The 12,238-nt window shown below is 61.4% G+C and carries 14 protein-coding genes and 1 pseudogene; 5 read left to right on the plus strand and 10 right to left on the minus strand.

Annotated elements, in window-relative coordinates; all coding sequences use genetic code 11:
• Positions 1-57 precede the first annotated feature (57 nt).
• On the minus strand, positions 58-669 hold the full coding sequence (locus V1294_RS23710; protein ID WP_334480194.1) for a class I SAM-dependent methyltransferase: 612 nt from the start codon (positions 667-669) through the stop codon (positions 58-60).
• A gap of 92 nt (positions 670-761) precedes the next feature.
• On the minus strand, positions 762-2,087 hold the full coding sequence (locus V1294_RS23715; RefSeq protein WP_334500506.1) for an NAD(P)/FAD-dependent oxidoreductase: 1,326 nt from the start codon (positions 2,085-2,087) through the stop codon (positions 762-764).
• Between the two features lie 503 nt (positions 2,088-2,590).
• Here V1294_RS23715 and V1294_RS23720 point away from each other — a divergent pair.
• A complete protein-coding gene (locus tag V1294_RS23720) occupies positions 2,591-4,699 on the plus strand; it encodes a methyl-accepting chemotaxis protein (protein WP_334500508.1) in 2,109 nt (702 codons plus the stop codon).
• 50 nt (positions 4,700-4,749) lie between these two features.
• On the opposite strand, the gene V1294_RS23725 is transcribed toward V1294_RS23720, so the two are convergent.
• Together V1294_RS23725 and V1294_RS23730 are read right to left on the minus strand one after the other, a co-directional pair.
• Complete coding sequence (locus V1294_RS23725) at positions 4,750-4,965, minus strand: hypothetical protein (RefSeq protein ID WP_334480189.1); 216 nt, start codon at positions 4,963-4,965, stop codon at positions 4,750-4,752.
• A gap of 220 nt (positions 4,966-5,185) precedes the next feature.
• Entirely contained in the window at positions 5,186-5,917 is a 732-nt protein-coding gene (locus V1294_RS23730) for a Crp/Fnr family transcriptional regulator (RefSeq protein ID WP_334480187.1), read from the minus strand.
• 130 nt (positions 5,918-6,047) lie between these two features.
• On the opposite strand from V1294_RS23730, the gene V1294_RS23735 reads away from it, so the two are divergent.
• On the plus strand, positions 6,048-6,251 hold the full coding sequence (locus V1294_RS23735; RefSeq protein ID WP_334480185.1) for a hypothetical protein: 204 nt from the start codon (positions 6,048-6,050) through the stop codon (positions 6,249-6,251).
• A 53-nt stretch (positions 6,252-6,304) separates the two neighbouring features.
• Here V1294_RS23735 and V1294_RS38090 read toward each other — a convergent pair.
• The 3 genes and pseudogenes from V1294_RS38090 to V1294_RS23745 form a co-directional block, all read right to left on the minus strand.
• Positions 6,305-6,451: pseudogene (locus V1294_RS38090) on the minus strand (DUF6894 family protein); the annotation flags it as partial.
• Between the two features lie 606 nt (positions 6,452-7,057).
• A complete protein-coding gene (locus tag V1294_RS23740) occupies positions 7,058-7,315 on the minus strand; it encodes a hypothetical protein (protein ID WP_334480181.1) in 258 nt (85 codons plus the stop codon).
• Positions 7,316-7,510: 195 nt separating this feature from the next.
• Positions 7,511-8,644, minus strand: a complete 1,134-nt coding sequence (locus V1294_RS23745) for an alpha/beta fold hydrolase (protein WP_334500510.1) — start codon at positions 8,642-8,644, stop codon at positions 7,511-7,513.
• A 162-nt stretch (positions 8,645-8,806) separates the two neighbouring features.
• On the opposite strand from V1294_RS23745, the gene V1294_RS23750 reads away from it, so the two are divergent.
• The 3 genes from V1294_RS23750 to V1294_RS23760 all read left to right on the plus strand — a co-directional run bounded on the left by V1294_RS23750 (position 8,807) and on the right by V1294_RS23760 (position 10,145).
• Positions 8,807-8,929, plus strand: a complete 123-nt coding sequence (locus V1294_RS23750) for a hypothetical protein (RefSeq protein WP_334480177.1) — start codon at positions 8,807-8,809, stop codon at positions 8,927-8,929.
• Between the two features lie 58 nt (positions 8,930-8,987).
• Positions 8,988-9,515 (plus strand): hypothetical protein, encoded by a 528-nt coding sequence (locus V1294_RS23755; protein WP_334480175.1) that lies wholly within the window; start codon positions 8,988-8,990, stop codon positions 9,513-9,515.
• Between the two features lie 99 nt (positions 9,516-9,614).
• The gene (locus tag V1294_RS23760) at positions 9,615-10,145 is read left to right on the plus strand and encodes a DUF2938 family protein (protein WP_334500512.1); all 531 of its coding nucleotides are present in this window, start codon (positions 9,615-9,617) and stop codon (positions 10,143-10,145) included.
• Positions 10,146-10,155: 10 nt separating this feature from the next.
• On the opposite strand, the gene V1294_RS23765 is transcribed toward V1294_RS23760, so the two are convergent.
• The 3 genes from V1294_RS23765 to V1294_RS23775 all read right to left on the minus strand — a co-directional run bounded on the left by V1294_RS23765 (position 10,156) and on the right by V1294_RS23775 (position 12,198).
• Positions 10,156-10,800 carry a DUF1109 domain-containing protein gene (locus V1294_RS23765; protein WP_334500515.1) on the minus strand — a complete coding sequence of 215 codons (645 nt, stop codon included), beginning with the start codon at positions 10,798-10,800 and terminating at the stop codon, positions 10,156-10,158.
• Positions 10,797-11,354 carry a sigma-70 family RNA polymerase sigma factor gene (locus tag V1294_RS23770; RefSeq protein ID WP_334500517.1) on the minus strand — a complete coding sequence of 186 codons (558 nt, stop codon included), beginning with the start codon at positions 11,352-11,354 and terminating at the stop codon, positions 10,797-10,799. The genes V1294_RS23765 and V1294_RS23770 overlap by 4 nt, the downstream gene beginning before the upstream one ends.
• A gap of 139 nt (positions 11,355-11,493) precedes the next feature.
• Positions 11,494-12,198, minus strand: coding sequence for a c-type cytochrome (locus tag V1294_RS23775; RefSeq protein WP_334500519.1), 705 nt, complete (start codon positions 12,196-12,198; stop codon positions 11,494-11,496).
• Positions 12,199-12,238: the final 40 nt, after the last annotated feature.

Genomic DNA, 12,238 nt, shown 5'->3' on the forward strand with positions numbered 1-12,238 from the left:
AGGGTCATTCGCGACCGGGTCAAGCCAGCAGCAAGTCGGGCCATGTCCGCTATGCCGCTAGTTTGGTCGCGCGCTGCCCTCGTACATGAACGTCATCGCCTTGGGTCCGGGCATATAGCCGGTCTCCACCCGATCAATCCTGAAGCCCGCACTTTCGATCATCGTGCTGATGGGTCGATTGAGATGACAGCCGCCACTGATGCGTTTCCAGGCAGGCGTCAGCCAGTCCTGCCATCGCCGCACATTCCTGTCCGGCGCCATGCCATGCTCCACGAACAAGAGCTTGCCACTCGGCCGAAGCACGCGCCGCATTTCGGTGAGCGCCATGGCGGCATCTGGAATGCTGCACAAGGTCCAGGTGGTCACGACGGTATCGACGCTTTGATCGTCGAGTGGAATGGCTTCTGCCGACGCTTCGATGAAGCGGACCGGCATGCCCGGATGCAGAGCACCACGGGCCATCGCCGTGAGCTGGGGAGATGGCTCCAGCGCCAGTACCTCCTTCACCGGGGACCGATAGAGAGGCAAATTCCGACCCGAGCCGACCCCGATCTCGATGACCAGCCCTTCCGCCGCGCCGATCACCCGCTCGCGATAGGGACGAAGTTGAGCGTTGCGCATCGCGAGATCGCAAACCCTTGGAAGGATAATGTCGTTGTAGAAGCCCATGGCTCATTTCCTTCGGGCGCAACCTTGTCACTTTTCGAGCCGAGCGGCAACGACGGTAACAAAGTCCACCGCGGCCTCCCCGCATTTGCCGCTCACATCAGCGACATCACGCGCGCCACGAGCGCCGGCTCGCGCAGCGCGGCCTGCGGCTTGAGCAGTTGCGAGACTTCCACGGTCAACCGGTGAACCTCGGGATCCGCAGCGGCGAGCCTGGTCAAGGCCATACCGTATTGCAAGCGCTGCGCGAGGTCGGCGGGCCGAACGCCGCGCGTGGCGGGGTAGACGAAATCGGAGACGGCAACGCCCCACGGCGTTGCGATGGTGTCCTGGATGGCAGCAAAGAAGTCTCGCGCCAGCCGCTCCTTGGGAACACCTTCCGCCAGCAACTGCTCCAGGATCACGGCCTCCTGTGCCGCCACACTCATGCCCTGGCCGAACACTGGATTAAAGCGGCAGAGGGCATCGCCGATCACGAGCAGCCCTGCCGGGAACGCCTCAAGGCGCTCGAAATGCCGCCGCGTGCTGCAAGGCAGCTGGTAGCGGACGATATCAGTCAGCGGCCGCGCATCCCTGACCGCGTCATAGATGGTCGGGGTGCGCAGGCTCCTGACGAAATCCATGAATCCTGCGCGGTCGCCCGGAGGCGCATCGCCATGATTGGCTCCGACGGAAAGCAGCCACCGCTGCTTCTCGATCGGAAACAGGAACGCTCCGCGGCTGCTGGCGGGTGCTGACGGCAGGATGATATTGCCGAGCCAGTCAGCATTGTGATCGATTGGCCGCTCGACAATGGTGCTCGCGTAAGCCTGATCAATGCCGATCTCGGTTTCTTCGGGCTTCGGCAGAGAAAGCTCTTCGAGCAGCTTCAGCGTCAGGCCGCAGCGGCCGGAAGCTTCGACAACCAGGTCGGCTCCCAAGGTAACGGCAGGCCCATCTTCGCTATCGTAACGGACCGCCTCGATCCGCGTTGCGTCACGGGACGGGACGAGCCCCGTCACGCGAGAGCGCACGCAAATGTTGATGTTGGCCGTCTGCTGAACGCGTCGTCGCGTAACGGCTTCGAGCAGCGGGCGCGACATGCAGAAAGTGTCGATGCCGAGATCGCGAATCGGGAAAGGATCAAACCCGGGACGCTCAAACCTTATATCCTTACCCGTGCGGATCTTCACCGCGCCCGCTTCCGCCAGATCGTTCTCAAATCCCGGAAACAAGGTCTGCAGCGCCTTCAGCCCGCCTGCGAGCAGTATATGGGCATGCTGGGCCTGCGGCGTGCCGTTTCGGGGCGCGGCCCCGGCGGGAAGCACGTCCCGCTCGATGATCGTGACTTTCCCGAAATGCCCCGAGATCGCCTGAGCGGCCGTAAGGCCGGCCATGCCGGCGCCAATGACCACGGCATGACTTCTTGCAAGATCTGCCATCGTCTTCCTCCTGGAAGGGAGTGTGTCAAACAGGATCGAAAATGGATCAACGGACACGTACGCCCGACGCAGCAGCTCCGGGTAACCCAAGCTTATCTGATCCTTTTCGGGGCGATGGTGAACGGCGTCACAAGTTTTGGTTCGGAGCCCACGCTCTTCCGATCCCCGCGGCCGCAAGCTGATGCTGGTGTTCCAGCACCGCATGGTCTCTCGTCGCCGATCGCGTCGGCAGCCGCTTCGAGCAACTGGCGCGGCTGATCGGCCGCGCCAACTCGATCGTGCGAAGCTGAGATGATCGCCCCCACGCCCATGCCAGCGATCTCGTCTGCGTCTGCAACTTTAGGGACGCGGCTTGTGCGAACAAATATCAGAAAATGTCGAAAGGGCTTTGAAAACAGAACCTTGGCACTACAGCTTGGCGCCACGGTTAGCGGGTTGGTAACGGCCGGCTGGTAGTAGCGAAGAGGCCGTGATCAGGGGCCCGCCACCGGAAGGTATTCCCCATGCATTCGAAGCGCGAGACCCGTTCGGGCGCCCTCACCGTCAAGACCACCCTCGCCCTCATCGTCGGAGTGCTCGCGGCACTGGTCCTGATCTCCTGCGCCATTGCCGGCACAGACGCCTGGCGCAGCTACGCTGCCGCCGTCCGCGTTGCCGAGGTGAATGCAAACGCCGATCAACTGCTCAAGGGACTGGAGAACATTCAGCTCGAACGCGGCCAGACCAATACCGCCCTGCAGGCCCCTGCCCCGACAAACGCGGAGACGCGCGAGTTGATCCAGAAGCGCCGTTCGCAGGGCGATGCCGTGCTGGCTCCGGCGCTCCGGCAGATTGCCGCCACCGCGACGCCGGAAGGCAAGAAGCTGATTGCCGAACTCGAACAGGCCTATGAGCGCGTAAAGCAGCTCCGCCGCAGCGCGGATTCCGCCCTTCAGTCTCCGAAGGAGCAGCGCGATGCCGAACTGCTGAAATCGTGGTACCCGGCGGTCTCGGATCTCCTGACGCGGGTTCAATCGCTCTGGACCACAGCCTCGCGCGAGATCAGCAAGGAAGACGCCATCGTCGGCGAGCTGACGATGATCAAGCAGGGCGCGTTCCTGATGCGCGAATATGCCGGCCGCGAACGCGCCGTTCATGCCGGCAACATCTCGGCGAGCCGCGCGCTATCGACCGAGCAGCAGCGCGACATCGCCGGCTGGCGGGGGCATGTGCAATCGAACTGGCAGACGATACGCGATCTAACCGCCGGTGCGGCGCCGCCGCTGACATCCGCGGTTGCCGCCGCCGAGCAAAACTTCCTCGGCAATTTCAAAGTGCAAACCGATACGATCTACAAGGCCGGCGCGGCCGGCGGCAGCTATCCGATGACGGTTCAGCAATGGTACGACGCGTCGAACCCTGCGCTGGAATTCATCGTTCGTATCAAGGATGCCGCGGTCGAAGTCACCAACGTCCACGCGGCGGCCAAGGCTGCAGCGGCACGGGCGCAGCTCGTTCTGGTCGCCCTCGTCATGTTGCTCGGTATCGGTGTCAGCATGGCGTCGATCTGGATTCTGTCTCGCCGCGTCATCCGCCCCGTGACGGCCATGACGGCTGCCATGCAACGCCTCGCCGGCGGCGACATGTCGATCGACATTCCGGCGCTCGCGCGGGCCGACGAGGTCGGCGAGATGGCGCGGTCAGTCGCGGTTTTTCGCGACAACGCCATCAGAGCGAACGATCTCGCTGTCGAACAGCAAGCGGAACAGCAGAAGAAGGAGCATCGCCAGCAGATGATGGAGACGCTGACGCAGGGCTTCGACCAGAATGCCACCCACGTGCTCGATGCCGTCGCCACATCGATTGTCGAGATGCGCGCCACCGCCGAAAAGATGGCGGCCGTCGCGACCGAGAATACCAACAAGGCGTCCGCCGTGGCGTCGGGCGCGCAGGAAACGTCGAGTAACGTCCAGACCGTGGCGACCGCCACGGAAGAATTGTCCGCATCCGTCACCGAGATCAGCCGGCAGGTCACCCAATCGGCGGCGATCGCGGCAAAGGCCGTGCAGGAAGCGCAGGGGACCAACACCGAGATTCAGGGTCTCGCAGCCATGGCCCAGCGGATCGGCGATATCGTCAAGCTGATCAACAACATCGCTTCGCAGACCAACCTGCTGGCGCTCAACGCAACCATCGAAGCAGCGCGTGCCGGCGACAGCGGCAGGGGCTTTGCCGTGGTCGCGGCCGAGGTGAAGAACCTGGCCGAGCAGACGTCGAAGGCCACCGAGGAAATAGCCTCCCAGATCACCGCGATTCAGGGCGCCACGCAGAAATCCGTCGTCTCGATCGAGGCGATCGGCAAAACCATCGGCGAAATCAGCGAGATCGCAACGACTATTGCGTCCGCCATCGAGCAGCAGGGCGCAGCGACGCAGGAGATTGCGCGCAATGTGCAGCAGGCCGCGGCCGGCACCCAGGAAGTATCCGCCAATGTCGGCGGCGTGACCGAGGGCGCCGCAGCTACCGGCATCGCGGCAAACCAGGTCGAGACCGCCGCAAGCAATCTGTCGCGGCAATCGCAGCAATTGCGCGAGCAGGTCGACGCGTTTCTCAGTCAGGTGCGCGCGGCGTAGCGCAAGGGCCCGAACGGAAACTTAGCCGGCCGGCTAGCCTGGCCGCGCGCCTAGCGCCGAACGATCTGCAGTTCCAGCAATGCCAACCTTTGCAGGATTTGCGGGTCGCGCTCGCCCTTGTCGGCTGCGCGCAGGATCGCCTCGGCGATACATTGAACGTGCGTGGAATGGACGGGCTCGGGAAGCGAAGCCACCGCCGCATCAAGCGCCTCCTCCATCACCGAGATCACCTCGGGCGGGAAGGACGCGTTGGCGAAATTCTTCATGGCGGTGGCGACAAACAACGGCTGCCAATGAGCCTTACGGGCGGGACCGCATCGGCAGCCGCTTGAGTTTAATGTGTCCATCCCTTGGACAATTGCATAATTTTCCCGAGAAAGAATCGTTCCACGGGATCGACAAATTCGCGCACATCGCCATTGATCCACGCGCAGTCGGCGGCCGGCACCCTCAAACCTTTCCAAGGTTTCCGCTCGAGACGCGGCTTCAGAGCGTTGGACTTTGATGAAGATAACGGTCGTCGAACTGCGCCAATTGCGCAAGTTTCGCTTCGTTCAGCACCACCACGCGCCCCCGGCTGATATCGACGATTTTCGCCTCGCGCAGTTGCCTGATGACGCGATTGGCGTGGACCGGCGTGATCCCCAGCGCCTCTGCAATCTGTTCCTGCGTAAGCGGCATTTCAAATGTTTCACCCGCCGTACGGTCGACGACGGCAAGGCGGTAGCGAAGCTCCATAACGACGTGAGCGAGCCGGCTATCCGCTGGCCGCTGGCCGACATTGACGATCCATTGCCGGAATATCGCCGCATCGATCAGCGTGTCGCGCCAGAACTTTTCGGCGACGTTCGGCCGGGTGCGCGTCAAGGCACGCAACGAGGCGTGACTGATCATGCCAAGCGTGGACGGGACCACCGGGATGAGATCGTGATCCATCCTGTGTAGATGCAGACTCTGGAGATCCGGGATATCACCGGGGATATGAATTGAAAGAATTTGCCGCTGACCGCTGAAGGTCGTCTTGGCGCGCACGCAGAATCCCTCGATCACGAGACTGCATTCCGTCGGACGATCGCCGTCGGATACGACGGGACGTCCAGCCTCCCATTGCCGCACGATGATCGGCAACGCGCGGATGGCAGCAATGTCCGCCTCATCCAATCCTGTAACGGTGTTGAGCCGCCGCAACATAGCCGCCAACACCAGCTCCCGCTCCAAAGCCGCGTCCCCTTCCGTTCGATGACTTGTTGACCTGAATGAAACACGCGGACCCGAGGCCTGTTCCCAACAAAGGTTAAGGATGCGCCTGCCGCAAAATGAAAGGATCAGGCCAGCAAGGAGGTCCACTATGAAGAAAAAGCGCAATCGCAGCCGCCCGGCGCTTCCGCTCCAGGAACGGCTCAACCAAATTGCCGTTCACGCCCGCGAAAAGGCAGCTCGCCTGCCGCCGGGCCGCGAGCGAGAGCGTCTCATGGAGGTGGCGGTTGCAAACGAAGCCGCGGCCGTCATTGACCGCTGGCTCTCATCGCCGGCTTTGCGTACCCCCAAATAGGCCGACGAACCGTCTACCGGTCCCGGCCCGGCCTTGTGGCCGGGACCGCGGCTTTATCTGACCCGGTCGGCGACGATGTGGACGACGTAGAGCGGATTTGCGAATTCGTCAGTTACTTCCAGCCGCCAGTCCTGGCCCGGGCGCAACCTGCCGTCGAGGTCCTGGATGATCTGCCCTGCGGTTACCGTAGCTTCACGCCACGCAGCAGTCCGGCCATGATACGCAGGTCGCGGGGATAGCGCACGTTTACGCTAACGCGCTGGTGGCTCCTTGCTCCCGGTGCGAAGGTACTTGATCAGTGCCGCGGCCGCGAGGATCAAGACGATCACGACCAACAACCAGACAAACCCCATACCCCACATCATTCCTGGCATCATATTGTCCATCATTGGCTCACTCCGTCGCCCCGCGGATCAACTGCCACCTGAGGCTGCCTGCAACTCACTCGCTTCATGCACATGAGCATCATGAACGTGCACGGCAGCGACGCCATGATGCGAAATATCTCGGCGCCTGTTAGCCAATTCCAATTCCAGACGACACTCAAGGAAACCGCCGCTGCAAAGACAAGATACAGCGCCATCCGATAGCGGACGAAATAACTGCCCAAAGTGGTGATCAGTGAGGTCCCGCCCATAGGGGTGTCGTTGTCCCGACTTAAGGTCATTGGAACGCCTCTGCTGCGATGAAAGGGAATGTGACGGGTTGCGGGAGTAGACGATCTACCGCAACCCCTCTTGCTCCAGATCGCGCGGCCCATGCATCTCGGCCGACGACCTTCGACGGCGATATAGCGCCCGTGAGTATCAACGCCCCTTCGGCCCGCCCTGGTAGCGGAACCCCGATCCGCCGCCGGCGGTGGCGGGCGCCAAACGTGATGCCGCTCGATCATAGGCGAACGCTGAATACGGACCAGTTTGCGAGACAGCACCGATCGGCGTGCTCCGCCTGGCCTCATTCGGCCAATAGCTCTTGTCGGTAATGGTCGAGCCCGCCTGTGCAGTCGCGGAGACCGCCACGAGCGGCAACAAGAGGGACATCGTGAGAAGATGTTTGGTTGACATGTTCCGGCTCCATGATTGGAAGCGCCGTCATGTGCGCCTCTAATCATGAGTTCGGAGCTAAATGCCAGTCGGTTACAAGCTCACGCCGACGTGAAAACCGCCATCGCCGCAACAAGTCTTGGGCTCAATGCTGCGCCCGCGAAGGTGCGAAACACAATTGCGCAATCTGGCCCACTCCCGAAGTCAACCGAACGATCAATGCACGTCGTTGATGGCCTTCTTCCATCCTCGGAAGCGGTAACCATGGCCCGTCACGGTTTCGATGGAAGCTGCGAAGGGGCCGAGCTTCTTCCGCAGTGATCCGACTACGGCGTCCACCTTGTTCGAGCCCGCGAAGGGGGTGTTCCAGATTTCGGCAAGCATCTCGTCTCGGGTGATGACGCGTCCACTTGCCTGGATCAGGGTGAGTATCACAGCGTACTCCAGCCGCGTCGTTGGGCGACGTTGACCGTCCAGGACGATCTCACGATTGGCCTCGTCGAGCCGGCATCCAGATAACGGTGCTGAGGCAGCCGCGCGTACCTCATCGCCGGCAAGGAACGAATGGACCGCGTCGGCAATCGCGTCGCCATCGATCCATGGCAGGTGTATGTCGCCGTCCAGTGTTATGAGCCGCGCGCGAGGTAATTCGGCAGCGAGCTTTTGGCCAGCTTCAAGGGGGATCGCGCGGTCCTTGCGCCGGTGTATGACCAGCGCCTCGGCCTGGACGCGTGAAAGGACATCTGCCGCGACATTCATCTCACAGCTCAGGCGCAGCAATTGCGCTGCCTGCGGTGCATTCGCCCAGTCCTGCTGGTTTCGGGAGAAATTTTCCGAATCCTGTATCGAGGCGCCGGGAAGGAATAGCGCTGTAAGCGCGACCGATCCAAGGCCCCAATGCGCACTCACAAGATCGGTGATCGCATCCCGCAGATCCGGCGTCGCGATATCGGCCCCCCTCGCATACGAGCCATAGAAACACAAGCGGCGGACGCGTTCCTGGTGCGCAGCCGCATACGTGAGCGCAACCGGTCCCGCGCAAGACACCGCGAACAATGAGAACTGGCTGTCGCCGAGTTCATCGGCGAGTGTTGCGAGCAGTTGCACTTCGTCCGCTTGCGTTCGCGGTGGAACGTCGCGATCGCTCAGACCGGTGCCCGGTCGGTCGTAGCGGACGACGCGAAAGCCCTCCGCCAGGCGACCGAAGAAGCGCCGAAATCCCGGATGCTCCCAATCCCGCTCGACGTGACTGACCCACCACGCGGGGCAGAGGATGAGCCGGCCTTCGCCGACCGTGGCATAGGCGATCCGGGCTCCGTTTGCGTCCCGAATGAATCGAATGACCTGCACTGCCGGTATCGATCCTCCCAAGGCTCTCATTCGATTCTCACAACAATTTCATCGCCTTTTCAAGCCGTGTCCCGCCGCCGCCCGTTAGATTCAATAGAGTCGCGGCCGCTTCATCCTGGCTATCCTTCGCTATCTTCGATTTGCAGATGTTGGAGACAATTCATGACCATGGACATGACCACGATGGGCTCCGGCGCGTTGGTGGCAATGGGGGTTTATCACCTCGCCATTTTCGTCTTCGCCTTGCTTGGGATCGCGGCGTCGATCAAATATCTGCGCTCCTGATTTGTCAGGCGGCCTAGACGTTCGGGATCAACACTCATCGCGCCGGGGGGTGAACGACATGTTCGCGATTGACGCCGCACGACGCATTGCCGCTGTCGCGATCACCGCCGTTCAGACGCTGTCGAGCAAGCGAGTCTCGTCCGGCACGTTCCTTCTGGGTCTGCTGGCCGGTGCGGGACTGACCGCGCAAGTACACAAATGGTGGACCTCGTCCTTCGGACTCTGCTTGTCCTCCTCCGCTGGACTTGATCAAATCAACGACACGCAACCCGATTTGGTGCTTGCGTTTACGTTGTATCCGGTCACTACGTCGGCCGGACAACTCGCAGTGCTCACTGTCGCGGTTGCCGTGCTCATTGGGTTTCTGCTTTGGACCAAGCGAGCGACCTCGGCTTCCTTCTTCTTGGGCGTGCTCGCGGGCACCGGCTTCGTCTTGAGCTTCGATATCGTCTGGGTCCACTGGATCTTTGGCCTCCATCACCTGACGAATACACAAATGGACCTCGTCCTTGAGCCCCTGTTCGTCCTCCTCGGACTCGCTTTCTTGTGGTTTGCGATCACGCGAGAGCGCCGCCAAGCTACTTAACTGCTCATCGTGGAGTACCGGCTTGCCTGAGGCGCTCCGGCGCACTGTCCCGGCCGCTACCACGAGAGTTGACCATGCACGTCAGTCTCGGAGGCGACAATGATGGGTCTACCGAATTCCTATGCTGCATTGGCAATCGAGAGCATTGTGGTGGGCAGCATTGCGACACTAGTGGCGGACCTCTGGCTTCGCCTGCTCCAGGCCGTTGTTGGCATCCCGCCGGCAAATTGGGGATTGGTCGGACGCTGGGTGGCCGGATTCCCGCGCGGGGTATTCGTTCATCGCCCGATCACAGCAACTCCGGCGGTCCGCGGCGAGCTCGCGACCGGCTGGACATTCCACTATGCGGTAGGGATCGCCTATGCGGCACTCTATCTTGTGATCTTGAGATCGGGCCTCGGCTCGGAACCAAGTCTCCTTTCGGCAGTGGCGTTCGGATTGGTCGTTCTCGTTGCGCCCTGGTTTGTCATGCAGCCAGCCCTCGGTCTCGGTTTCATGGCGGCGCGTATGCCAAAGCCCACAGCCGTTCGTATCCTCAATATTTCCGTACATACGTGGTTCGGCGTCGGACTCTATCTCGGTGCCACGGCCTGGCTAATGGGCATGAGGTCAATCACAAACGCGATCTGAACTGCGACGGTCACCAGCGTAGAAGGCGCGGCCCGAGCAAGGCACCTGCTAGAGTGCACAGCACAATCGTTCCGCCGTACCAGACGGCAATAAACGGCAGCGAATCGTCCGTACAATGGAGTGCATAAGCCATTGCGCTGACGCCTCCCGCGATGAGGCCTGGGAACGCGCCGGCTCGCGAAAGATTGGTGGGAGCACCTTTTCGCACGGCCCAAATTGAAACGGCGAAGGGGACAATCGCAATGATCGGAATAGAGAGAAGGCATTCCAACCATTCATCGCCGACGATCATGCTTTCCCAATGCGACCGGGGTGCGGATCCAAGGCTGATGGCGGCAAGAACCATAATGATGAGAAACGGCACAGCGACAAGCAAGGCGGAGGAGATTTTCCGCTCCCCACCCGGCCGTGCCAGTCTCCTCAGGTAAAGCAGCGCGAGGCCGACGATCCCGATTGCAAAGGCAAGCTTTATGGCGAGAAACATCAGTGCACGGGCTGTCATCAGGTCGGCCCGGAAGCCTAAGCCAACAACGGCGACGCCGAACGCCACAATAGACCCCGCAGCAATTGCCACATAAAGCGTGCGCACGACCGAATTGCGGTCGACCGGCTCAAGGTTAGTACTCAGGAGCGCAACGAGTTCATCCGTCTTCATGTTCGCGTTTCCCGGGCAATCAGCGCAGTCAGCGCCTTGAGCCCACGGGGGACGTTTACCTTTACGCCCGACTCGGAAAGGCCGCATCTTCTCGCGGCTTCAGCTACGCTCAGTCCGTCAAGCTTCACAGCCTGGATCGAACATTGCATGCCTTCCGGCAGCCGTTGCAGCAGTCGTCTGATATCATATGTGCTTTCGGCGCCCGTATGGTCGTCATCCGCCATGATCTCATCGGCTTCGTCGATCGTCACGTCGGCGAGCGAAGCACGGTTGCGACGCAGAAAATCGATCAATTTGTAGCGCGCGATGGCGTGCACCCAGGGCGTCAATGGCTCTCCCGGGTCGTAGGTATGCCGCTTGATATGGATTGCCAATACAGCTTCTTGAACCAGATCTTCAGCCTCCGACGTACCTCTGCCGAGCGCTGCGAACTTAGTCTTGTAATAGGCGCGCAAGCGGCGGCTCAACTGATCGAGCAACGAGCGGTACGACGCCGCGTTACCGTCCAGGCTCGCAAGCATCAGGGCCTTGAGTTCGATTTCGAGGGTCGTCATGCCTGCTATCTCGTGAGTTCGCTGGCCCGACTGGTTTGGTTACAGTCTACTGCCACGACGACAAAAAAAAATCGAGGATGGCATGGCGAGCATCCGGACCCGACCCACGTCTGCGCGAACTGCCATGGTGCCGCTCCCTTCAGCATCGCGCCTCGATCGCCTTGCTGATTTCTTCCGGCGCGGCAAAAATCACGTCTGCCCGGTCACCCATCATTCCCGCGGGCACGAGGGCTGGTGCGCCGCTTTGCGGACCATCCTTTCCGGAATCGGTCTTCAGGCGCAGATTGCGCTCCCAAAAGGCGCGCGTCTTGCCATCAGTCGTGGTCACCCGATAGGTGTCGTGACAGTAGGTGATCGTCTTCACCTGCATGTTCGATTCCAGACTTTTCAGGTTGGGAACGCGGCCGCCGCCCATCATCCCGCCCATGCCTTCCATCGGTCCTTGAGCGCGCATTTGCGGCGCGGCTCCAGGCTTGGTTGCTTCCTTCAGAAAGGCAAGCAGGTCTGCGCGGTGCTGCGGGTCCCTGATGCCGTTAAACGGCATTTCATTGTCCGGTACCATGCGATCGGGATCGGTCAACCAGGCGTCCAGCGAACGGTCGTCCCATATGATGCCGGACGATTTGAGAGCATCGGAATAGCGTTCGAAGCTCGGTAACGATCCGGCCCTCCGTTCCCACAGACCGGCAAGACTGGGCCCCGTCATGTTTCGGTCCGCCTCAAGCGAATGGCATGGCGCGCAAATGCGGAAACCCCGCAGGCCCCGCGCGGCGTCGCCCGGCTCGGCAACAGCGGAAGACAACCATGCGACCATCGAAAGCGCGATCACAAAGAATCTGTTCATTGCCAACCTCCTCGCTTCCATCTGCTCCGAAAAATTCCCG

It is taken from the genome of Bradyrhizobium sp. AZCC 1678, from assembly GCF_036924765.1.
Classification (GTDB): domain Bacteria; phylum Pseudomonadota; class Alphaproteobacteria; order Rhizobiales; family Xanthobacteraceae; genus Bradyrhizobium; species Bradyrhizobium algeriense.